The organism is Flavobacterium sp. AC274, from assembly GCF_979258275.1.
Genome location: NZ_OZ409852.1, coordinates 1,484,527 through 1,506,166, shown reverse-complemented (window position 1 = coordinate 1,506,166; position 21,640 = coordinate 1,484,527). Strand labels below are relative to the sequence as shown.

Annotated in this window: 24 protein-coding genes and 1 pseudogene; 7 read left to right on the top strand and 18 right to left on the bottom strand. The window is 31.9% G+C overall.

The window, feature by feature from the left end; genetic code table 11:
* Nucleotides 1-4: 4 nt before the first annotated feature.
* Nucleotides 5-2,200 carry a DNA helicase RecQ gene (recQ, locus tag ACZZZT_RS06920; RefSeq protein ID WP_042565952.1) on the bottom strand — a complete coding sequence of 732 codons (2,196 nt, stop codon included), beginning with the start codon at nt 2,198-2,200 and terminating at the stop codon, nt 5-7.
* Nucleotides 2,201-2,287: 87 nt separating this feature from the next.
* Between recQ and ACZZZT_RS06915 the strand changes: the two genes are divergently transcribed.
* From ACZZZT_RS06915 to ACZZZT_RS06895, 5 genes are all read left to right on the top strand, one after another.
* Complete coding sequence (locus tag ACZZZT_RS06915) at nt 2,288-3,253, top strand: KpsF/GutQ family sugar-phosphate isomerase (RefSeq protein WP_073396004.1); 966 nt, start codon at nt 2,288-2,290, stop codon at nt 3,251-3,253.
* Nucleotides 3,253-4,068 carry a twin-arginine translocase subunit TatC gene (gene tatC, locus ACZZZT_RS06910; RefSeq protein ID WP_042565950.1) on the top strand — a complete coding sequence of 272 codons (816 nt, stop codon included), beginning with the start codon at nt 3,253-3,255 and terminating at the stop codon, nt 4,066-4,068. Before ACZZZT_RS06915 ends, tatC begins: the two co-directional genes overlap by 1 nt.
* Entirely contained in the window at nt 4,061-4,414 is a 354-nt protein-coding gene (locus ACZZZT_RS06905; RefSeq protein WP_463459874.1) for a carboxymuconolactone decarboxylase family protein, read from the top strand. Before tatC ends, ACZZZT_RS06905 begins: the two co-directional genes overlap by 8 nt.
* Nucleotides 4,415-4,609: 195 nt before the next feature.
* Complete coding sequence (lptB, locus tag ACZZZT_RS06900; protein WP_029272155.1) at nt 4,610-5,350, top strand: LPS export ABC transporter ATP-binding protein; 741 nt, start codon at nt 4,610-4,612, stop codon at nt 5,348-5,350.
* 80 nt (nt 5,351-5,430) lie between these two features.
* Nucleotides 5,431-5,652 carry a DUF5808 domain-containing protein gene (locus tag ACZZZT_RS06895; protein WP_463459873.1) on the top strand — a complete coding sequence of 74 codons (222 nt, stop codon included), beginning with the start codon at nt 5,431-5,433 and terminating at the stop codon, nt 5,650-5,652.
* Nucleotides 5,653-5,697: 45 nt separating this feature from the next.
* On the opposite strand, the gene ACZZZT_RS06890 is transcribed toward ACZZZT_RS06895, so the two are convergent.
* Together ACZZZT_RS06890 and ACZZZT_RS06885 are read right to left on the bottom strand one after the other, a co-directional pair.
* Nucleotides 5,698-6,555, bottom strand: a complete 858-nt coding sequence (locus tag ACZZZT_RS06890; RefSeq protein WP_463459872.1) for a glycoside hydrolase family 25 protein — start codon at nt 6,553-6,555, stop codon at nt 5,698-5,700.
* Nucleotides 6,515-7,276 (bottom strand): CDP-alcohol phosphatidyltransferase family protein, encoded by a 762-nt coding sequence (locus tag ACZZZT_RS06885; RefSeq protein WP_463459871.1) that lies wholly within the window; start codon nt 7,274-7,276, stop codon nt 6,515-6,517. Before ACZZZT_RS06885 ends, ACZZZT_RS06890 begins: the two co-directional genes overlap by 41 nt.
* Nucleotides 7,277-7,465: 189 nt before the next feature.
* Between ACZZZT_RS06885 and ACZZZT_RS06880 the strand changes: the two are divergent.
* Nucleotides 7,466-8,529, top strand: a pseudogene (locus ACZZZT_RS06880) (putative type IX sorting system protein PorV2).
* A 37-nt stretch (nt 8,530-8,566) separates the two neighbouring features.
* Nucleotides 8,567-9,703: a lipoprotein N-acyltransferase Lnb domain-containing protein gene (locus ACZZZT_RS06875; protein ID WP_463459870.1), complete on the top strand. Its 1,137-nt coding sequence runs from the start codon at nt 8,567-8,569 to the stop codon at nt 9,701-9,703.
* Here ACZZZT_RS06875 and ACZZZT_RS06870 read toward each other — a convergent pair whose 3' ends face one another.
* The 15 genes from ACZZZT_RS06870 to ACZZZT_RS06800 all read right to left on the bottom strand — a co-directional run bounded on the left by ACZZZT_RS06870 (nt 9,704) and on the right by ACZZZT_RS06800 (nt 21,637).
* Nucleotides 9,704-11,098: an exopolysaccharide biosynthesis polyprenyl glycosylphosphotransferase gene (locus ACZZZT_RS06870; RefSeq protein ID WP_463459869.1), complete on the bottom strand. Its 1,395-nt coding sequence runs from the start codon at nt 11,096-11,098 to the stop codon at nt 9,704-9,706.
* Between the two features lie 69 nt (nt 11,099-11,167).
* The gene (locus ACZZZT_RS06865; protein WP_463462390.1) at nt 11,168-12,160 is read right to left on the bottom strand and encodes an O-antigen ligase family protein; all 993 of its coding nucleotides are present in this window, start codon (nt 12,158-12,160) and stop codon (nt 11,168-11,170) included.
* Nucleotides 12,161-12,183: 23 nt separating this feature from the next.
* Entirely contained in the window at nt 12,184-12,507 is a 324-nt protein-coding gene (locus ACZZZT_RS06860; protein ID WP_463459868.1) for a hypothetical protein, read from the bottom strand.
* 18 nt (nt 12,508-12,525) lie between these two features.
* Nucleotides 12,526-13,203 carry a glycosyltransferase family 4 protein gene (locus ACZZZT_RS06855; protein ID WP_463459867.1) on the bottom strand — a complete coding sequence of 226 codons (678 nt, stop codon included), beginning with the start codon at nt 13,201-13,203 and terminating at the stop codon, nt 12,526-12,528.
* A complete protein-coding gene (locus ACZZZT_RS06850; RefSeq protein WP_463459866.1) occupies nt 13,200-13,613 on the bottom strand; it encodes a glycosyltransferase in 414 nt (137 codons plus the stop codon). Before ACZZZT_RS06850 ends, ACZZZT_RS06855 begins: the two co-directional genes overlap by 4 nt.
* Complete coding sequence (locus ACZZZT_RS06845) at nt 13,610-14,446, bottom strand: glycosyltransferase family 4 protein (protein ID WP_463459865.1); 837 nt, start codon at nt 14,444-14,446, stop codon at nt 13,610-13,612. Before ACZZZT_RS06845 ends, ACZZZT_RS06850 begins: the two co-directional genes overlap by 4 nt.
* 127 nt (nt 14,447-14,573) lie before the next feature.
* Nucleotides 14,574-14,726: a hypothetical protein gene (locus tag ACZZZT_RS06840; protein WP_463459864.1), complete on the bottom strand. Its 153-nt coding sequence runs from the start codon at nt 14,724-14,726 to the stop codon at nt 14,574-14,576.
* Between the two features lies 1 nt (nt 14,727).
* A complete protein-coding gene (locus tag ACZZZT_RS06835) occupies nt 14,728-15,711 on the bottom strand; it encodes a glycosyltransferase (protein ID WP_463459863.1) in 984 nt (327 codons plus the stop codon).
* Nucleotides 15,708-16,709, bottom strand: a complete 1,002-nt coding sequence (locus ACZZZT_RS06830) for a glycosyltransferase family 2 protein (protein WP_463459862.1) — start codon at nt 16,707-16,709, stop codon at nt 15,708-15,710. The genes ACZZZT_RS06835 and ACZZZT_RS06830 overlap by 4 nt, the downstream gene beginning before the upstream one ends.
* Entirely contained in the window at nt 16,706-18,250 is a 1,545-nt protein-coding gene (locus tag ACZZZT_RS06825; protein WP_463459861.1) for a glycosyltransferase family 2 protein, read from the bottom strand. Before ACZZZT_RS06825 ends, ACZZZT_RS06830 begins: the two co-directional genes overlap by 4 nt.
* Complete coding sequence (locus tag ACZZZT_RS06820) at nt 18,250-19,422, bottom strand: glycosyltransferase family 4 protein (protein ID WP_463459860.1); 1,173 nt, start codon at nt 19,420-19,422, stop codon at nt 18,250-18,252. Before ACZZZT_RS06820 ends, ACZZZT_RS06825 begins: the two co-directional genes overlap by 1 nt.
* A 1-nt stretch (nt 19,423) precedes the next feature.
* On the bottom strand, nt 19,424-19,765 hold the full coding sequence (locus tag ACZZZT_RS06815) for a hypothetical protein (protein ID WP_463459859.1): 342 nt from the start codon (nt 19,763-19,765) through the stop codon (nt 19,424-19,426).
* A gap of 104 nt (nt 19,766-19,869) precedes the next feature.
* Nucleotides 19,870-20,364 carry an alpha-1,2-fucosyltransferase gene (locus ACZZZT_RS06810; protein ID WP_463459858.1) on the bottom strand — a complete coding sequence of 165 codons (495 nt, stop codon included), beginning with the start codon at nt 20,362-20,364 and terminating at the stop codon, nt 19,870-19,872.
* The gene (locus ACZZZT_RS06805) at nt 20,352-20,732 is read right to left on the bottom strand and encodes an O-fucosyltransferase family protein (protein ID WP_463459857.1); all 381 of its coding nucleotides are present in this window, start codon (nt 20,730-20,732) and stop codon (nt 20,352-20,354) included. The genes ACZZZT_RS06810 and ACZZZT_RS06805 overlap by 13 nt, the downstream gene beginning before the upstream one ends.
* A complete protein-coding gene (locus ACZZZT_RS06800) occupies nt 20,729-21,637 on the bottom strand; it encodes a hypothetical protein (RefSeq protein ID WP_463459856.1) in 909 nt (302 codons plus the stop codon). The genes ACZZZT_RS06805 and ACZZZT_RS06800 overlap by 4 nt, the downstream gene beginning before the upstream one ends.
* Between the last annotated feature and the right edge of the window lie 3 nt (nt 21,638-21,640).

Here is a 21,640-nt window from a genome sequence, read left to right as displayed (position 1 = left end):
TATTTTAGTTCGCAACCTCGCTGATAAATTTAATTCTCATTAACCGCAATTCATCAATATCATAATCGCCATCGAATTCCTTAAGAGCGTCTTCTATTTTATCTGATTCTGATTCCATGAAATAATCGTGAATTTCTTCCTGCTGATCATCATCAAGTAAATCGTCAACCCAATATTTAATATTTAATTTAGTACCGGCATAAACGATCTGCTCCATCTCTTTAATCAAAGCATCCATTGTGAGTCCTTTGGCAGAAGCAATATCATTTAAAGATAATTTCCTGTCAATGTTTTGAATAATATATAATTTATTGGCAGAATTTACTCCGGTAGATTTTACCACTAAATCGTCTGGACGAATGATGTCATTATCCTCAACATAACGATTAATAAGCGTTACGAAATCGCCACCATATTTTTTGGCTTTTCCTTCACCAACACCATGAATGTTGTACAATTCTGTTAAACTAATTGGGTATTTTAAAGCCATGTCTTCAAGAGAAGGATCCTGAAAAACGACAAACGGAGGAACTCCTAATTTTTTAGCAACCTTTTTGCGCAGTTCACGCAACATTCCCATTAAGACTTCATCTGCAGTACCGGATGATTTTGATGCTGTTACGATTGCCTCATCTTCAGATTCGTTATATTCGTGATCTTCAGACATCATGAATGAAACCGGATTTTTAATATAATCTAATCCTTCCTGAGTAATTTTTATGATTCCGTACGTTTCAATATCTTTTGATAAATAACCGGTAACTAAAACTTGTCGAAGTAAAGCCATCCAGTATTTTTCGTCATGATCTGAACCTGAACCAAAAAACGGCTGTGTATCTGTTTTATGTGCTTTAATTACGGCATTTATACGACCTATTAAAGTAAAGACAATTTCTTTTGATTTATAAATGTGTTTGGTATCGCGAACAATTTCCAGCAATTTAACGACCTGCTCTTTGGCTTCAATTTTATTTTTAGGATTACGAACATTATCATCCATATCAGCACCTTCTCCGGTTTCGCTATCAAATTCTTCACCAAAATAATGCAGTAAGAATTTTCGGCGTGACATTGAGGTTTCAGCGTAAGCCACAACTTCCTGCAGGAGAGCAAATCCAATTTCCTGTTCTGCAACTGGTTTTCCTGACATAAATTTTTCCAGCTTTTCTACATCCTTATAAGAGTAATAAGCCAAACAATGTCCTTCTCCTCCATCACGACCGGCACGACCGGTTTCCTGATAATAACTTTCGAGTGATTTTGGAATATCATGATGAATTACAAAACGAACGTCTGGTTTATCAATTCCCATTCCGAAAGCGATTGTTGCCACTACAACATCTACATCTTCCATCAAAAACATATCCTGATGTTTGGCTCGGGTTTTGGCATCTAAACCTGCGTGATAAGGTACGGCACTAATTCCGTTAACTTGTAAAACTTCGGCAATTGACTCTACCTTTTTACGGCTAAGACAATAGATAATTCCTGATTTTCCTTTGTGTTGTTTGATAAATCGAATAATATCCGATTCTATATTTTTAGTTTTTGTACGAACTTCGTAGTATAAATTTGGTCTGTTAAACGATGCTTTAAAAGTACTTGCATCAGACATATCCAGGTTTTTTAGAATATCTTCCTGAACTTTTGGGGTTGCAGTTGCGGTAAGTCCTATAATAGGAACCTGTCCCAATTGTTTAATAATATTTTTCAGGTTTCTGTACTCCGGCCTAAAATCATGACCCCATTCTGAAATACAATGCGCTTCATCAATAGCAACAAATGAAATAGGCACGCTTTGTAAAAAAGCCACATATTCTTCTTTTGTTAAAGACTCGGGCGCAACATATAAAAGCTTTGTCAAACCAGATGTAATATCTTTTTTAACTTGTGCAATTTCTGTTTTGGTAAGAGAGGAATTTAAAACATGCGCTATTCCGTTTTCTGAAGAAAGGCTTCGAATGGCATCAACCTGATTTTTCATCAAAGCAATTAAAGGAGAAACAACAATAGCTGTTCCGTCCTGAATTAAAGCGGGTAATTGATAACAAAGAGACTTTCCACCGCCAGTTGGCATAATTACAAAAGTATTCTTTTTACCTAAGATACTCGTAATGACTTGCTCCTGCAAGCCTTTAAATTGGCTAAAGCCGAAATACTTCTTTAATTCCTTGTGTATTTCAATTTCGTTTGAATTCATTCTTTATATTAATGGATATTTTGTATAAATTTGCAACACATAAAGATACAACTTTCTTTTATACATACAAATTTTAAATATTCTGTTTTGATCACAAAAGAAAATATATTGGCAATCGCCAAAAAAACAATACTCTCTGAAAGTGAAGCAATTACAAAGCTAATTGATTTTCTTGACGAAAATTTCTTCGAAGCAACCCAACGCATTTACGAAACCAAAGGCAGATTGATCGTTACTGGTATCGGAAAAAGCGCAATTATCGCACAAAAAATGGTTGCTACTTTTAACTCAACCGGAACACCTTCTATGTTCCTTCATGCCTCAGAAGCCATTCATGGCGATTTGGGTATGATACAAAAAGAAGACATCATTATTTGCATTTCAAAAAGCGGAAACAGCCCTGAAATAAAAGTTTTGGTTCCGTTATTGAAACGTTTCGGAAATATCTTAATTGCTATTACAGGAAATATAACTTCATCATTGGCCAAAGGTTCTGATTATGTTTTAAACACAACAGTAGACATGGAAGCATGTCCGATAAACCTGGCACCAACAAACAGCACAACTGCACAACTTGTTATGGGTGATGCTCTTGCAGTTTGTTTAATGGAAATGCGTGATTTTAAACCTGAAGATTTTGCAGTTTATCATCCGGGCGGAGCTTTAGGAAAAAAATTATTGCTTCGCGTAAAAGATATGATCGAACACTCGTTAAAACCAATGGTTACGCCAGATACCTCAGTTAAAAAAGTTATTTTTGAGATCTCTGAAAAAAGATTAGGTGTTACAGCAGTAATCGAAGACAATAAAATAATTGGAATTATCACTGACGGAGACATCCGAAGAATGCTAAATGACGTAGATACTATAGCTGACTTAACTGCAAAGGATATTATGTCAAAAAACCCTAAATTAGTATCATCTGAAACTATGGCTGTTGACGCCTTAAATATTTTGGAAGATTTTTCTATAACACAGTTAATCGTTGCTGATAATGGCGAGTACAAAGGAGTACTACATTTACATGACATTTTAAAAGAAGGAATCGTATAATGGCAAAAAAGAACCTTGGCGAGATGTCATTTTTAGACCATCTTGAAGAACTAAGATGGTTATTAGTAAGAAGTACAATTGCAATATGTATTATGGCATTTGTTACATATTTTATAAGTGATTATTTGTTTGACCAAATTATTTTAGGTCCAATCAGACCCACCTTTTTTACTTACGTCTGGTTTTGTGATCTATCTCATCAATTAGGTTTTGCTGATAGCATTTGTATTACCGAGCTAAATTTCATTATTCAAAATACGGAAATGGAAGGCCAGGTAAACATTTTTGTATGGATGTGTCTTTTGGCAGGTTTCATCTTGAGTTTCCCTTATATTTTATGGGAACTTTGGAAATTTATTAGCCCTGCACTTTATGAGAAAGAAAGAAAAAATGCTAAAGTATTCATTTTCACTTCTTCATTACTTTTTTTCTTAGGAGTATTGTTCGGGTATTATATCGTAATTCCGATGTCGGTAAATTTCGTTGCTACTTTTTCCATTAGTGATGTTGTAAAAAATCAATTTACCCTTGAATCTTACATGGGAATGGTAAAAACAAGTATTCTTGCCAGCGGATTGTTTTTTGAATTGCCTATTATCATTTATTTCCTAACTAAATTAGGACTTGTAACTCCTGTTTTTTTAAGAAAATATTGGAAATATGCAGTAATACTTATTTTAATTATTGCGGCAATCGTAACACCTCCCGATGTTGTAAGTCAAACTATTGTAGCAATTCCAATGTTGATTATTTACGAAGTGAGTATCCTGATTTCAAGAGTTGTTTATAAAAATAAATTAAAAGAAAATGTCTGATATCATACAAGAATTTAACGACTATCGTTCTAAAATGAACGAAAAATTACTAGCTGACAATAACAAAATTGTAAAGCGAATATTTAACCTTGACACTAATGCATACGCACCGGGTGCTCTTGATGTAAAAACAAAAGAGCTTTTAGGATTGGTTGCTTCGGCAGTTTTACGTTGTGATGACTGTGTAAAATATCACTTGGAAACAAGCCATAAAGAAGGCGTTACAAAAGAAGAAATGATGGAAGCTATGGGAATCGCAACTTTGGTTGGAGGAACAATTGTAATTCCACATTTAAGAAGAGCTTACGAATTTTGGGAAGCTTTGGAAGAAAAAGCTGCAAATTAGAAAATGGGTCAATTAGATAATTAGATAATTGCTTAAATTGTAATTATCTGATTGTGAAAGCGCAATATTTTGTTAATTCATTTATCTGATTGATTATTTTACTTTTAATTTGTTTCTTCTAATAAATTTTAAAATTGAATTTGAGTGATTTTCAATTATCTCATTTTCAAATTATCTAATTATCTAATTAAAATAATGAAGCTAAGAGCCGATAATTTAATCAAAACCTATAAAGGACGCAGTGTTGTAAAAGGAATTTCTGTTGAAGTAAATCAGGGAGAAATCGTTGGACTTTTGGGTCCAAATGGTGCCGGAAAAACAACTTCTTTTTATATGATTGTGGGATTGGTAAAACCAAATCAGGGAAATATTTACCTTGATGATTTAAATATTACTGATTATCCGATGTACAAACGTGCTCAACAAGGAATTGGTTATCTGGCACAGGAAGCTTCTGTTTTTAGAAAATTAAGCATTGAAGACAACATTCTGAGTGTTTTGCAATTGACTAAACTTTCTAAAGAAGAGCAAATTGCCAAAATGGAAAGTTTGATTGAAGAATTCAGTTTAGAACATATTCGCACCAACCGAGGCGATTTACTTTCTGGAGGAGAACGTCGTCGTACTGAAATTGCGCGCGCCCTGGCAACAGATCCAAAATTTATTTTATTGGATGAGCCTTTCGCCGGAGTTGACCCTGTTGCGGTTGAAGATATTCAGAGAATTGTAGCTCAGTTGAAAAATAAAAATATCGGAATTTTAATTACCGATCACAACGTTCAGGAAACCTTAGCTATTACCGATAAAACCTACTTAATGTTTGAAGGTGGAATTTTGAAAGCCGGAGTTCCGGAAGAGTTAGTAGAAGATGAAATGGTTCGCCGTGTTTATCTTGGACAAAACTTCGAACTTCGTAAAAAGAAACTTGAATTTTAATAAAAGTTATATGTGAATGGTAAAAAGTTAAATAGTAATACTTTTTACCATTTTTCTTTTACATCTTATATTAACTCTACATGAAGTCAGAAGAACCAACTCAGGAAGACTACGACAATTGGCACAAAGATCCAAATAATTGGTATTTGGGATGCTTTTATTATAATCCGAAAGACAAACGATTACTTACTCCAAAAAGAATTCAATGGATGGGTTACACGGTAAATTTTGCTAATCCTTATTCTGTTTTAATTTTAATAGCAATATTGTCTTTAATTCCAATTGCCCTTTTATCAAAATAAGATTCAAAACTTCCAGATTTAAATATTAAAACTGAAGACTGGATTCTACTCTACAGTAATAAACTGCAATTGCTCTAAATCGCCATTGTAGATATTCACATCAACACGATGGTTTATTCCTGGCAAAGATGCTTTCTCTGTAAATTGCCAAAAAAGCCAATCGTCTTCAATTTTTTCTCTGTAGAAATTATAGTTTGCTATCCAGAATAAATATTCACCGAATTCTTCTTTTAGAAAATCACTGTAATAACGTTCGCCTGTATAAATTATGGGACGAACCTGATAATGTGCTTCTACTTTAGTCAGCCAGCGTTTTAAGCCTTTTTTCAAACTATCCAAAGATTGATTTTTTGGTAGTTTTTCGATATCTAAAACAGGTGGCAAATCACCTTTTTGCAATTTTACCGTTTTAATAAAAAGGTTCGCTTGTTCTATAGAATTTTCGTTTGGGCGATAGTAGTGATAAGCGCCACGCATGATTTTATTTTCTTTGGCTCCAGCCCAATTTTGGGTAAATTGCCTGTCTACCCTATCGTTTCCAGCAGTTGCGCGAATAAAAACAAAACTTACAGGATATTTTTCTTCTAAAATTTCAACTTCTTCCCAATCCACTTTTCCCTGAAATTCAGATACGTCAATACCAATCACTTTTCCTTTGTGATTTTCTAAAACCTGAATATTTCTAACGTCAGAAAGGTGTTTGTCTACCTCATCTTCTTCTAAAACTTTCCCTGATTTAAAACCAAGATAAAAAGCTAATCCTGCACGATAATGATAAATCGTACCTAAAAAAATCAGCACTAAGCAAGAATAAAAAATAAAGCGAATGGCGCTGCCAAAAACAGATCTTTTAGGTTTTGCTTTAGAATAAGAATTTCTTCGTGTAGTGGTTTTTCTTGCCATTCAAATAAACTACTTTTTTCAAAAACATATTATTCACAACCGATAACAGCACATAAAAAATGATAATTAATGGAATTGCGATATATTGAAGCAATACTACCAAAGCTAAAGAAACTAATAAAAACACGATTTGAAGTGCATTATCTTTCAGATTGAACTTTTTAACTTTTAATGCAAACAAGGGAATTTCAGCATTTAAAATATAAGCACTGCATAAAGTAATTACCAACAAAACCCATTGGTTCGTTAAAATCTCTAACATCAGCAATGAATCTGAAAATTTTAAAACCAAAGGCAGACTTAAAATAAAAAGTGCATTTGCAGGGGTTGGTAAACCTATAAACGAATCGGTTTGACGGGTATCTATATTGAAATTCGCTAATCTATAGCAAGATCCCAAAGTCACAATAAATCCTAAAAAAGGAATCGCGGGATTTGTTCCTAATTCATGTGCGCTGTTTGTAAACAAACTGTACATTACATAACCCGGAGCAACTCCGCTGGTTACCATATCTGCCAAAGAATCTAACTGTAATCCAAGCGGACTTGAAACTTTAAATAATCTGGCAAAAAAGCCATCAAAAAAATCAAAAAAGATTCCTAAACAAACCATGTAAAAAGCCATTTCGTAATTGGCTTCTGAAATGAAAACAACTGCGATACAACCACAAAATAGATTAATTAATGTAATTAGGTTTGGAATGTGTTTTTTGATATTCATGTTTTATAAATTTGATTATGGTTAGCGCAAATTTAGCATAATAAGTGTATGAAAAAGGAGTTTTTGCAAGAGTTTTTTATTTCAAACTATCCGTTTTGCAATATTTATGAAAAGGAAGAAATTAGATGAGTAAAATATTATATTTTTGATGAAAATTAAAACAGACTTCGGTTTGCAAAAAAAAATCCGTTGAAGAAACTTTTTGGGCTTTTATTATTTTGGAGTTTTACACAATATGCACAAACTGTTCGGAAATATTCGAATGAGTTTATGAACATTGGTGTTGACGCCGCAGCATTAGGAATGTCGAGCGCTGTAGTTGCTTCTACAGAAGACGTAAATTCAGTTTATTGGAATCCGGCAGGCTTGACACATCTTGAAGATCATCAGATTTCATTAATGCACGCCAATTACTTTGCAAATATTGCACAATATGATTATATAGGATATGCAAGCCCGATTGATGACAGAAGTGCCTGGGGAATTTCGATGATTCGTTTTGGTGTTGATGATATTATGGACACAACAGAATTGATCGACAGTCAGGGAAATATTGATTATAACAGAATTAGCTTGTTTTCGACCGCTGATTATGGTTTTACTTTTTCATACGCAAGAAAATTGCCCGTTGAAGGTTTTCAATATGGCGTAAATGCAAAAATAATTCGACGTGTTATTGGAAAATTTGCCAATTCATGGGGATTTGGTTTTGATTTTGGTTTGCAGTTTGAAAAAAATGACTGGAAATTTGGTTTAATGCTTCGCGATATTACAACGACTTATAATGTTTGGAATATTGACGAAGAAGAATACGAAAAAATTGCCAATGCAATTCCGGGACAAAATACTGAACTCCCTGAAAGTACTGAAATTACCTTACCAAAAGCACAATTAGGGGTTTCAAAAAAGATAGAATTTCATAATGATTACAGTCTTTTGGTTGCTACAAATTTGAATATGCGTTTTGAACAAACAAACGATATTATCTCATCAAAAGTTGTGAGCATTGATCCGGCTGTAGGTTTTGAATTTGGATATACTGAGCTTGTTTTTTAAGAGCCGGAGCGGGAAATTTCCAAAATGTTACACAATTGGATAATACTGAAAAAATAAATTTCCAACCCAATATTGGTTTGGGATTCAAATACAAAGGCATTCAGGTTGATTATGCCCTGACTGATTTAGGAAACCAAAGTACTGCTTTGTATTCGAATATTTTTTCTTTGAAAGTAGATTTAGGTATCTTTAGATAAAAATTAAAAACCATCAAACTTCTTAAAATTTTTAATCATGAAAAAAGTCAATTTTAAAACACTTTTTAATTTATTAGTATTACTAAGTTTCAGTATTGGTTTTGGCCAAAGTGTACCTCTATCAAAAGATGCAAGAATTAGCGTTCTTACTTGTGGTTTAGGAAACGAAACCTATTCCTATTTCGGACATACGGCGATTAGGGTTTCTGATCCGGCAAATAATCTTGATGTTGTTTATAATTATGGCGCTTTTGATTTTAGAACTCCAAATTTCGTTGCAAAATTCACCAAGGGAGACTTACAATACTTTGTAATCACACACTCTTTCTCTGAATTTATGGAGGAATATAATATTGAAAAAAGAAGTGTTTTTGAGCAGGAATTGCTTATTTCGCAGGATTTAAAACAAAAGCTTTTTGATAAATTAAACGCCACTCTGCTTTCTGAAGATCGCTATTACACCTATAAATTTATTGATAAAAATTGTACTTCGATGGTTGTTGATATTATCAATAACACTTTGAATGAAAATGTAATTGTGAAAAAAGGCGACACAGACATTACTTACAGATCTATTTTATACCCTTATTTTGATGGTCATTTTTACGAAAAATTAGGCACAAGCATTATTTTCGGAACAAAAGTAGACCAATTGGGGACGAGAATATTTTTGCCATTTGAATTAAAAAACAGTTTAGAGAAAGTAAGTTTTCAAAATAAACCTTTGGCTGCCAAAAGCAAAACACTTCTCTTTTTCGAAAAAGAAACACCTGCTTCATGGTGGAATAATATTTATTCTTACCTCATCATTTTGGCTTTTATAGTTTTAGCACACAACAAAGTTGTAGACAAAATTTATCTTTTAGTTTTAACTTTAATGGGAATCTTTTTTGTTTGTGTTGGTTTCTATTCTTTCCACCTGGAATTATCAATGAACTACAATGTCCTTTTATTTAGTCCGCTTTTGCTTATTTTGATTTTTCTCTCCATTGCAAAAAACAAAAAATGGACCTATCGATTTGCTGTTTTACATTTGATTTTCTTAGTAATCTATAGCATCTTTATGATCAATAAAGCTCATTTTATAATTGTTTTACCAATGATAATTACAAGTGGTTTTGTTTTGGTAAGAATAGCAATACGAAACAAAAAACGTATTCCTATCATTATCTAATTATTGTCCGCGATAAAAGACAATTGTTGTAATTGTCTTGAAGGTGATGCTTAAATCCAGAAATATACTTCGGTGTTTGATGTAATATAAATCATATTGTAATTTTATCAAACTCTCTTCTATCGATTCTCCATAAGAGTAATTTACCTGTGCCCAACCTGTGAGTCCTGGTTTTATGACGTGTCTTGTTTCGTAAAATGGCATTATCTGTGCAATTTCAGTAACAAAAAACGGACGTTCGGGCCTTGGCCCAATTACTGCCATATCGCCTCTTAAAACATTAAAAAACTGTGGTAATTCGTCAATTCTTGATTTACGCATAAACTTGCCAAATGGTGTAATACGCTTATCTGAAGCTGTTGCAAAAACGGCTCCGTTTGCTTCAGAGTTTTCGACCATGGTTCTAAATTTGTAGATTTTAAAAACATCACCATTTTTACCTACTCTCTCTTGCGTGTAAAATAACTTTCCTTTGTTTCCTAAAAGATTTGCAAAAGATATAAATGGTATCAAAACCATGCATATCAACAAACCTACAGACGAGAAAAAGAACTCAAGCACTCGCGCCAGCAACAGATACAATTTATTATTATTGCTACGGCTAAAAGGGAAAAAACGGTAAAAATCTCTGGCAATATACTGTACCGGGATACGCTGTGTTTTACTTTCGTATACTTGCGTATACTCCCGAATAATATTTCCTGATTGCAGCAAATGGAGTAATTGCTGGTATAAATCGGCTGTAATTCCGTCAGTTTTTTGAGAAGCAATGACAATCTCGGCAACATTGTGGTTGATTACAAAATCTTCCAGATTTTCCTTTTTAATTTCTTTTACGTAATGAAAATCTAAATCTTTTTCACAATCAGAATCTGAATTTACAAAACCAATTATTTTATAATGCGGATCAACATTTTCGAGTCCTAAAACCAGTTCTTCAACCTGGTTCTTATCACATATCAAAACTACATTTTGAACAAAACGGTGAGAAGCCAGAAAAAAAACATATATGTATCTCCAAAACAATAAGGCAAACAAAACAGCAAAATAAAATATTACAATTGCTATTCTGTTTTTGGGTAATTCCGGAGATAAAACAGGTGTTAACAGATAAACTGATACAGTAGTTGTTGCGGTAAAAACAGTGCTTTTAAGAATTTGAAACTGATTACTTGCAACCTGCAGGTTATACATTTCAAAAATGGAACCGAAAATGTATATATAGGATATTAGAACAATCTCCCTGTAATAATTTGTAATTGAAAATTGGAAATACTGAAAATCAAAAAGCAGATTTAAGAGATATAGCGTAAACAGGACAAAAAAAGCATCGAAAGCATGTAGCAATACTTTTCTTTCCGATATCTCGAAATGAATTTTATTTTTTGTAAACATTGGTTTATTTGGTTTTGGTTTGGGGCTAAAACGTAGAACAAATGTATTATAAAAAAGAATATAAACTACCTAATTTTCAGGTTTTTCAGGAATCTTCACTTTGACCGATAGTAATGTCAAGGCATAAACGAAAGCTGGAGCCGCGGTTCGCATGGCAGCGTGGTTTATAGTAAGAAGCCAAAAAACATAAAAGGAAAGAAAATATAAATGCTGTTTGTTATCGAAATAAAGAATAAATGGCGTAACAAATAATACAAAAAGCCCCATAACACCAAATAACCCGTGCTCGCTTAACATACGTGAAATTTCATTATGAGAGGCAGCTTCCATACCAAAAGATTCCTCTCGCGCTTGTTTTCCCATTCCTGCTCCTACCCCTAGAATAGGATTATCTACAAAAAGTTTCAATTCTGTATCTATGATTTCTTCTCTTCCTCCCAGACGATCTTTTTTGGTTCGCCCTTTGGCGTCTTTATTCGCATAACGTTTCTCTATCAACCCGCCAGTTTGTAAATAACTATAGGTCCAGATTCCAATCCCCATTAAAGTCGTTACGATGAAAACTGTTGTAAATTTACTTTTGCCTCTTGGACTTGAAAAATAGTACAATAAGAACAATAAACACATAATCATAACAACTGCAGTAATTACACCACCTCTCGAAAAAGTAACTATGGCTCTAAAACTAATTAACAGTAACAAAGCCCCATTTAAAAACATTAGTTTTTTTGATTTTGAAAATAAAAGCAGCTGTGCAAAAAAGATAAATATTCCTAATCCCAAAACTGTAGAAACCTGATTAGGACCAAATCCCCCAGAAGTTGCAAAATTAGATTGCGTTCCCGTTACTACATCTTTCACACTTGGGTTGTATATAAATAAGTAAATTGCAGTTGTAAATATTGGAAACCCCATTGCCATGACTATATTTTGCAGATCTGAAAACAAAACATTTCGTTTAAACATATAAACAGCACAAATGGCTAAGCAAACTGGACCAGATAAATTAAAAACCAATGCCTTTCTGATATCTGTATTAAAATTGGCAACTGCAACTGCCATCAATATACCCGGAATTAAGAGTATTAAAAAAACCAAAAGACAAAGGCCTTTGTTGAAAAATTACTATAAATCATTCCCAAAAGCATGAAACCAATAATATTAAATTTAATATATTCATTATTAAAATTCCCTCCCGTCATTCGCAAAAAAACCTCAACTCCAACCATATAGGCTGCTACTAAAAGAACTTCATTATTTTTATTTTGCTTTTTTACAACAATTAAAAAACCAATTACGGGTACTACAATAGCATAAATTTTTGACAAAAAAGGAAGTACAAAAACTGCTAAAGCAATTAATGCATGGATCAAAATTATATAACCATATGATAATGAGGTTTTTTTCATCTATTTTTAAATACTATATTAAATCTCAAAATTAGTCAAAGAATGCAACCATAAAACATAATCTTTAAGAATTACTTCCTGACTGTAATTTAAAAGTATTTTTTTATTTAAATTCAATCCCATATCTATTCGATAGGTTTCATTATTTATCAATTTTTGAATACAATCTGCAAATTGGTTCAAATCGTTGGATTCTGCAATTAATCCTTCTTTTTCATCGCTAATTACCTTTGAAATTTCGCCAACATTTGTCGCAACAACTGGTAATTTATATAAGCCATATTCTAAAACGGCCAATGGAAGCCCTTCTGATAATGATGCTAAAACACCAATCTGACATTGTTTTAATGCCGAACTTACATTATTTGTTGTTCCGTAAAAATAAACGGTATTTTCAAGTTTTAAATCAATAATTTTTTTCTTTAAATCCTCAGAATAGGCATCTTTAAAATCTTTCCCAAATAAATGAAAACTCCAATCAGGAAATTTATCTTTAAATAAATTAGCTGTATCTACTATTAAATTATGGTTTTTTTGAGGACGTAAATTCGCCACACAAATAATTCTTTTTCCTTCAGCACCTTTTAAAACCAACTCTTCGTTTGAACCAAAAGAGTCTTCAATAAAATTTGGAAAATAAATAACATTAGAACACGATAAACTATTTATTGCCCATTCTTTTAAAGCTGAATTCACAGAAATAATACCCAAAAAAAGAATGAACCCAACTTTAAACCTGTTTTTTTCCTGGAAGACAAATCCTGGGAAATGCCATAGTGATCGTGCCAAATAATTTTTATTTTGGGATACGTTAATTTTACTAAAACAGCTGTAAAAAAAGAAGAACTATGTGCCTGAATAACATCAATCTTATTTTCTTTAATATAATTTCGTAAACGAAAAACAGACTGAAAATCAATAGCTTTTTTCTTTTCTAAAAAGAGGTAAGAAACCTTCGAATCGATTTGACTTCTTAATGTTCCTTCTTTTCTTGTGGCTATTAAACCTGAAAATGATATTTTTTTAGCTAAAGCATTTGCGTAATTTACCGCCATTCTTTCAGCTCCACCTGCTTCTAGGGAATCTATAATTTGTACAATTCTCATTTTTCTAAAAGCTTTTTAATTTCAGATTCGAAAACATCAGTTGTATATTTTTGTGACCATTCTGTAGCTGATTTACTTTTATTAAAAAATACTGCCTCATTTGCCAGTATTTCTTCCATATAAGCCACATCTTTATCCAGATCCATGTCTAACAAAACACCTCTGTTTCCATTATCAAGCATAAAGGGAACGCATGAAACTTTTGTGGCAACAGGAACACATCCCCAAAACATAGCTTCGGCAACAGCTTTTGGCCAGCCTTCGCTTTTAGAAGGCAATAGTACAAAATGGCTCTTTTGATAAGCCTTTTTTATTGTTTCCTTATCCTGATTACCATGTAGAATGATATTTTTCGACAATTGGTTTTCTTGAATATATTGTTCCAAAACACTTCTTTCAATTCCTTCTCCGTACAAGTTCAAAACCACGTTTTGTTCTTTTTTAATTAGTTGTTTCACTAATTTTATGGCGTAAATCGGATTTTTACCGGCAACTAAACTTCCAACAAAAACGAATTCTATAGTTTCCTCAAATCCTGTTTTTTGAAAATTCTCTTTCTCAGATTCTGAATATGTCGCGGTAAAAAAGGGCTTTATGTTTTTGGATTGGTTTTCCCAATTACCATACACCAAAACCTGCATGTTTCGAGTTAGAAAAGTGTTGCTCAAAATCCATTTTTGCAGTTTGTATGTCCAGGGCTGCTTACTTTTTGGATCCCAATTTCCGGCATATTTGGCCGTTTTTATTTTATTTGGGAAAAATATTTGCGCAATACATCCCACTAAACCAATATTTCCCGGACAACGCAAATGAATATGATCTGCATCTTTCATTGCTCCGAATATTCTCCAAAAATTATCGGTAATTTAAAAATTGAAATTAAATTATTTTTTAAACTAGTAAAACTAAAACTTGGAACGCTGACAAAATCAATTTTTTGATGCTTGTATGCTATATCAATTACTGTTGGAGTTTTTTTATTAATGATCCAACAATTTTTACTTCATCAACATATTTTAGCCAGATATTCATTTCAGAAATATAAGGACCATAGCCCAAATACTGATTGCTGTCCTGAATATGTATGACGTGTGTTATTATTACAAATTTCATTTTATATCTTTTCTATCAATCTTGTAATAACTTTTTCCGGAGCCAAATATTTGTCAAAATATTCCCTGCTTTCAAGTTCTAACTTTCTTTTTAAATCAACATCTGTTGTTAATTTATTAATTGCTTCTTTTATATCATCGCTATTATTCACATACAGTACATGTTTATTATCCAGCAAATCTGCCGGTAATTTATTGTAATGATGTGTTGTAATTATTGCTTTTCCTAAGGCTAGAAATTCGGCCAATTTCCAACCGTGACATGAAAGTACAGCAGGTGTATTAAACACAAATGCAGATTTTTTAATTTTTTTAAGATACACTTTTAAAGAAATACGTTGGGAGTAAACTAAATCATCTAATCCTAAATTATTACCATCTTTTCGAGCCGCAAATCCGCCTTCAAAAGATACTTTTGTATTGTCTTTGCAGGATTTTATAAACAATGCACGATTATTATTTGTTTCAGGTTCTTGTTTCCAAATACTATTCATAAAAAAAACATAATTATCTGAAGACGAATCATTTTTATATTTTTTTAAAGTAAATCGTTTATACTGCCTCCAATAATTGGCAATAAAACCCCGCTTATAAGGAATTGAATCTCTAAACCTGCTAAAATTTAAAATTAAATAATAAATTGTTTCTACGAAATTCCAAATTTTAATACCAAAGCTTGGACCAATTGCTATAACTTTATCCTTGTTGATACTCTCTAAATTTTCGATATTATAGTTTACTTTGCCATAAACAGAACACCAATCCAAAGCTTTTTCATCAATTTGGGATGAATCTCTGGAATCTATTATTACGTTTTTAACAGCCCCATTACCATCATCAATTATAAAGGCAAAAGTTCCTTGTGTGAATCGTGGAAACTTTGAAACGCTATATTCTACTTTTCCAAATACTTCGCTTAAACCTTTAATATAGTATCCGTCATAAAAAACATCACACAGGCCGTAAATATAAACTTTAGGTTTCATTTCGTAAATTTTGGTTTATTAAACAGCAAACTCCACCAGCCAACGATTCTTCCCATTGCTTCTGTAAACGCTTCTTTTTTCTTTGTTTCTGTAATTACATTGCTCAATCTAATAACAGTTAATAATATTATAATGGCATTCCATTTAAAACGATCATTAAAACCGGGTGTTGGATTTTTTATTCTCCAAACATACCAGCCGTTTCTTACTACCATTATACCATATTTATATTTATTTGGTCTTCCTGATTCGGCATGAAAATGTGACAAATGTGCTTTTGTATTAATTACATTTTTACCAAATTCTAAAGCTCTTAAACTAAAATCTGCATCTTCATATAAACCGTAACCCTCAAAAAATCTCGAAAAATTAATCTTATCAAAAACACTTTTTCTGAAAGACATCGACATCCCAATCAGCAAATCTACTTCATACGTCTTTCCCGTCATCGGAAACCCGCATGTTCTGCCATGTGAATAATCCGGCATTTTTCCGGGTCCTAAATTTGAGGCAAGACCAAGATAATTTCTCATCACATTACGCAGACCTTCTTTATAATAGTAACCTTCAAATAAATAAAATTTGTTTTTATTATATAAAACATTTTGTTCCTGAAGTTTCCATTTGTATTCATTAACAGCAACTCCACCAACTCCTGAAACATCCTTATTTATTTGAAATGTTTTTATTGTTTCTGCAAAATAATCAGATTCTAAAACAGTATCATCGTCTAAAAAACAAACAATTTCTGAGTCATTTGCCACTTTAGAAATTCCGAAATTTCGTTGTTTTGTAAGCCCCCTGTGTTCATCAGAAACTAAAAAATATTTTAGGTTCTGAAATTCTTTATTATTTAAAGCCTTCTGTGTTTCTTCGTTTACAGAACCATCAACAATTACTATTTCATCAGGATAAAGTGTTTGATTTTGAACCGAATGCAATAAATTAAGCAACGGCTCCGGACGCATATATGTGCAAACAATTAAAGAAAATTTCATTTTTTATTATTTAATTCATTAGCCCAATATACACTTTGTTTCCACTGTTTATTGAAAGTAGAGAAGTATAAAAATGGATTTTTAATGGTTTGTGATTTATAAAACTTAAAAAACAATACTGTTCTATATCCATTAATTTGCTGCTTACTCAGATTTAATATTTTGTACAACATTACTGTTGGAGACGGTTTAGGCTGAATTGCATCTTTTTGCCAGGCTAAAACCGGTTTTGTTCTAAAACCTCCCATAGGAGCTTTAAGATGAAGAATTTCCGGATTTGGCGCATAAAGGATATCAAAACCTGAATTTCTTAGCTGCATTCCAAAATCGGTATCTTCACCATATCCAAATTCAAAACCAATGTTATAAAATATGTCTTTTATATTTTTTGATTTTACAATGCTGCAACCGGAACCAAAATTTGGCCATTGAAACTTTTGGTCTATTTTTTTATTTTGAGGATATCCCGGAGCATAACACCCAAATGTAACCTGTTCTGCTCCAAAATTTTCTATAAAGGAAAAGCAAAGTTCTAAAAAGTTTTTTTCCAGTCGAATATCATCATCTGCCATAAAAACCCACTCATTTTTTATTTCGGCTATAGCCAAATTCCTTGCATTACAAGCGCCAGGCTGATGTGTGAAAATGTGTTTTATAGAAAATGGCCACGATTGGCTGGTAAGATAATCGAGTTCTGATACACTTTCGGGTTCTGGGTTTTGCTCGACAATTATAATGTTTTTTGGCAAATGTGTCTGTAAAGACAAATCTGTCAATACATCTTTGAGGTATTTTTCCCTCCCAATGGTCGGTATTATAACATCTATATTTCCAGTCTCAATTACTTTTCTGGCAGATTGTATTTTAATATCATTCAGCAAATTTTCATTTATTTTTATTCTGGAATAAAAGAAACTAAAAATAAGCGGAAGAAACTTTATTTTTTTCTCGTACAACAAAAAATTCAGGAAAAGCAAAAAAATCCAACTTGTTTTATAATGTTGTTTTACAAATCGAAATAATAGAAATGTGCTGTTTTTCTGTTTCTGACTTATCTCTGAAAAAGCTATCAGTAAATCAGGCTCAGAATAACACAATAAGCCTTTTGGCATTAGTAATTTTGCTGTTGAATGTAAGAAATAATCAAAATCTTTGATTGTATCAAAATTACCTTGTAATACTGTTAAAACTGAAGCGTGAATACCCCCAATGCAACTGCTCATTTGCCAGGTTGGATATGCTACTTTTTTATTGACTTTTATAAACGGTGATTCTTCAACATAACCAATCGCTCCCGGTAAATACGAATTTTGAAAAGGATTATAAGACGCCATTATTTTTGAATGGTGAAATATATCCTGAATCTTAGAAAAATTCAGATTTGATTTAAAATCGATATGACACCAAATTAGTATGTCGCCAGGATATTGAGAAGCAATCTCCAAAAGTGTTTTAACAATACTAGCTCGAGAAAAAGCAATACTTTTTCCTTCACGTTCAATCTCGACAACTTTATTGTATTGATGATAAATAACAATCATTAGTGCTTTCTGTTTTGATCGATTATTTTTTCATAAAAAGCTATATTCTCAAGCACTACCTTATTAATATCAAATTTGGTTTCGACTCTTGTTAAGGCTTGCTGACCAATTTTCAAACAATATGTATCATCTTTTAACAGCTGGATAATTCTTTCGGCGTATAAATTATGATTTTCCGGATGCACTAAAAAACCACTTTCTTCATCAATAATAAGTTCTTGTGCCCAGCCAATATTGCTATTAACAACGGCTTTTTGCATAGCCATTGATTCTATGGTAACCATTCCTAAAGTTTCTGCAAAAGTTGGAAAAACACAAATATTTGTTTTTCTAATATGGTTTTGAACTTCGTTATATGGAATTTTACCTAAATAATTTACATGTTCTAAATCATCAGCTTTAAACTGACTTTGCATTAATTGCCAAGTAGAACCTGAGTTTGTTTTTATATCAGAAGCATCGCTGCCAATTAATACCAGTTTAGCATCCGGAAATTCTTTTCGCACTTTATTAAAAATTTCGGGTAATTCTAAAACTCCTTTTTTTCTAATTAATGTGCCTACATAGAGAATAATCCCTTTTTCATAAATTAAAGGAGAATCGTTTGTAAATTTTTTTAATTCTAATCCGTAATGAATCGTTTTTATCTCTTTGTTTTTTATTTTAAATAGTTCTTTTGATACTTCACCGGCAAAGCTAGTTGGGGCAATAAAAGCTTTTGCTCCATTTATGGCTAATTTTTCAAACCAGAAATTTTTAGGCTTTTGTTTTCTGTTTTCGAGATGGCAAAAGTAAGCATCACTTCCGTGAAAACGAATTACAAGCGGAATCTTAAAATTCATAAAAGCAGTAATTCCTGTCCAATCCGGAGCTTCAATAATATTGATATTCTTTTCCTGAATTTTATTATTGATAAGCTTTTCTATCTTTTTTCTGTTAAAATAAAATTTAAGAAATTTGGCTTTGCTATCAGTAAGGCTATAAATCGTTACATTATTTTCTTCCAGAACAAACTCATTCTTTTGTCCGTACACAAAAACAGAAACCTGTACATCGCTCATTCTAAGTTTTTCAACTAAGTTGTAAACGCTGGTTCCTAATCCCCCATCGTGGCCAAAAACTTTATGAGGATAATGAGACACAATGTATGCGACATGTAGCTTTGCTGCCATATTATTTTATTGAAAGTATTTTTTTAATAGTTCTTTTTAATTCTCTTTCTTTTCTTCCCATAAATTTTTTAAAACTATAACCATACGCTCCGGCTGCACAAAATTGTCCTGCTGAAAAATATAATATTGATTCTTTTGGTTCAAAATCTGCATTGCTATTTCTTTTTAAATAAATGTTGGGATTTTGAGTTTTTGAGTTTTCCTTGGTTTTCGAAAATGAAAAAATAGTCGAAAACAAACCGAAGTCTTTTTGTAAAAGAAAATCTTTATAGTTTAATGGCTTAGAAACTTTAAAGGATCTAACTACATTATTGACAATTAACGTATTTGAATCTTCTTTCAATTTTAAATAAGAAGAATAAATTACAAAAGGGGGTAAAAAATAATCTTTCTTTAAAACATAACTATTTTTATCTGATTCTGTTTCGCTCTGGTTTAGATTGATTTTTACATCAAAATAGGCCGAAATATATGCTGCAACTTCTTGTCTGTTTTTTTGCTTTTTATATCAAAAACTACATCTTCAAGTTTAATTCTCTCTTCTGTATGATTGTATTTTATCCACCTTTCCGGAAAATAATCTTTATCATTAAGTTCCTGACTTTTTGCGCCATCAAAATTCTTTAACGGCCTTATTATTTTGGAGTCTTCTTTTTCGCCCAGCCAGGCTGTCCACCACGAAAAAGTAGAATTACTTATTATAAAATCATCGCACAATGAACCCAGGCAAAGCTGTTCTATACCATTTAGATCTTCTCCAAAAAAGGCGTTTTCTAAAAAAGAAAAATGAAATTTACAATATTTAATATCGTCACTTAAAATAATCAAATTGCAGGATTGCCAATTTGGAAAAAATTGAGCTAAACTATTCAAATAGTAGTTAATTGGCAATTGAAAATAATCCGGATGATTTACGAAATCGCCTCTTCTTATTGAAAGCAAAATGGTTCGTTTCGTAAAAGCACTTTCATATTTTTTTTAATATGATTAATTAATGAATCAGAGAACTCAAAATGATGTTTGGTTAATCCTGTATCAAAGTATTTTTCAGTTTGAAGCCAACCGGAAAGATCATAATCTCCATCTCTTATATCCCATTCATGAAAATTATATTCCTTCTCTTCAGCATTTATAAAGTTTGAAAAATCGGATGTTAAAAGTGGTAATTTATTTTTAAAATACTGCTGATATTTCCAATCTAAAAAAGCATATTGCTGCTTATTTGCAACACTCAATCCAATAGTAGATGCAATTTGAAAAAGCTGATTTCCCAAATTTCCTTTCTTTCCTATTTTAGAGTATGTTATCATCTTAAAAAGATCTTTTTACTTAAGTTATTTATTAAAAAATCTTTTAGAATTCTGGCTGTAAAGATTTTGGCTCCCTCATCACTCATATGGCCGCAAGAAGAAAAATATTTATCATCCGTTACAGCATTTTCATAATTGTGAATTTCAGGATATGCTTTTTTTACTTTATTAAAATAATCCATCCCCTTAACATTCTCGCACATAGGAGTCATTACAGCAATCAGATTAATGTTATTAGCTTTACATATACTTTTAATTTCTTCGTAAGATTTATTGTGAGGCAAAGGATTTAATTTGACAATATTGTTTTTCATATTACCATTTTTATTTTTTTGCAACGGATAAAAACCAAGATTTTCTAAAGCGTTAGTTTTTTTATGAATGAGCGTAAAAAACGCCTCTCTAAAACCTATTTTAGAATCGTATTTTATATATCTGTAAAATGGCAGATAATACATTTCATTAAAGCTTTCTTCATCTTTAAAATGATCTCTTATTACAGTTGAATTATGAATGTAAGGCAAAAACTTTGATGAAATTGGTTTAGACCTATGACCAATTGCAAGATTAAGATCTGCTTCAACAATAACATTTTTAATTTTCCATTTTCTTTCCACCATTAATTTTAACATCAGGGAAGCTTCAAATAAATGCGCGGCGCTCATTCCATAATTAAACGTTTTTAGGCCTTTATCCTGAAACATTTGTGGTATAAAATGATTATTTGCTCTTGATGAACCTAAAATAACCACATCATAGTTTTCGGCCTTTGAATTAAAAACGGTTTCAATTTTACCACGATCCTTAGATCGCATAAAAATTGCTGTATAAATTCCGTCTAATACAACTGACATCAAAATTGTAATAAGAATTATTTTACCTGTAAAAATTAAAAACCGTTTCATAAA

What these genes read in the sequence shown, in the direction of transcription:
- ACZZZT_RS06885 (WP_463459871.1), bottom strand. Translation starts at nt 7,276, where the DNA reads ATGAATATCAAAAAACACATTCCAAACCTAATTACATTAATTAATCTA.
- ACZZZT_RS06850 (WP_463459866.1), bottom strand. Translation starts at nt 13,613, where the DNA reads ATGAGAATTGTACAAATTATAGATTCCCTAGAAGCAGGTGGAGCTGAA.
- ACZZZT_RS06905 (WP_463459874.1), top strand. Translation starts at nt 4,061, where the DNA reads ATGTCTGATATCATACAAGAATTTAACGACTATCGTTCTAAAATGAAC.
- ACZZZT_RS06830 (WP_463459862.1), bottom strand. Translation starts at nt 16,709, where the DNA reads ATGAAATTTTCTTTAATTGTTTGCACATATATGCGTCCGGAGCCGTTG.
- ACZZZT_RS06820 (WP_463459860.1), bottom strand. Translation starts at nt 19,422, where the DNA reads ATGGCAGCAAAGCTACATGTCGCATACATTGTGTCTCATTATCCTCAT.
- ACZZZT_RS06865 (WP_463462390.1), bottom strand. Translation starts at nt 12,160, where the DNA reads ATGGCAGTTGCAGTTGCCAATTTTAATACAGATATCAGAAAGGCATTG.
- ACZZZT_RS06895 (WP_463459873.1), top strand. Translation starts at nt 5,431, where the DNA reads ATGAAGTCAGAAGAACCAACTCAGGAAGACTACGACAATTGGCACAAA.
- ACZZZT_RS06875 (WP_463459870.1), top strand. Translation starts at nt 8,567, where the DNA reads ATGAAAAAAGTCAATTTTAAAACACTTTTTAATTTATTAGTATTACTA.
- tatC (WP_042565950.1), top strand. Translation starts at nt 3,253, where the DNA reads ATGGCAAAAAAGAACCTTGGCGAGATGTCATTTTTAGACCATCTTGAA.
- ACZZZT_RS06890 (WP_463459872.1), bottom strand. Translation starts at nt 6,555, where the DNA reads ATGGCAAGAAAAACCACTACACGAAGAAATTCTTATTCTAAAGCAAAA.
- ACZZZT_RS06825 (WP_463459861.1), bottom strand. Translation starts at nt 18,250, where the DNA reads ATGATTGTTATTTATCATCAATACAATAAAGTTGTCGAGATTGAACGT.
- ACZZZT_RS06805 (WP_463459857.1), bottom strand. Translation starts at nt 20,732, where the DNA reads ATGATAACATACTCTAAAATAGGAAAGAAAGGAAATTTGGGAAATCAG.
- ACZZZT_RS06800 (WP_463459856.1), bottom strand. Translation starts at nt 21,637, where the DNA reads ATGAAACGGTTTTTAATTTTTACAGGTAAAATAATTCTTATTACAATT.
- recQ (WP_042565952.1), bottom strand. Translation starts at nt 2,200, where the DNA reads ATGAATTCAAACGAAATTGAAATACACAAGGAATTAAAGAAGTATTTC.
- ACZZZT_RS06870 (WP_463459869.1), bottom strand. Translation starts at nt 11,098, where the DNA reads ATGTTTACAAAAAATAAAATTCATTTCGAGATATCGGAAAGAAAAGTA.
- ACZZZT_RS06835 (WP_463459863.1), bottom strand. Translation starts at nt 15,711, where the DNA reads ATGAAACCTAAAGTTTATATTTACGGCCTGTGTGATGTTTTTTATGAC.
- ACZZZT_RS06840 (WP_463459864.1), bottom strand. Translation starts at nt 14,726, where the DNA reads ATGAAATTTGTAATAATAACACACGTCATACATATTCAGGACAGCAAT.
- lptB (WP_029272155.1), top strand. Translation starts at nt 4,610, where the DNA reads ATGAAGCTAAGAGCCGATAATTTAATCAAAACCTATAAAGGACGCAGT.
- ACZZZT_RS06860 (WP_463459868.1), bottom strand. Translation starts at nt 12,507, where the DNA reads ATGAAAAAAACCTCATTATCATATGGTTATATAATTTTGATCCATGCA.
- ACZZZT_RS06845 (WP_463459865.1), bottom strand. Translation starts at nt 14,446, where the DNA reads ATGAAAGATGCAGATCATATTCATTTGCGTTGTCCGGGAAATATTGGT.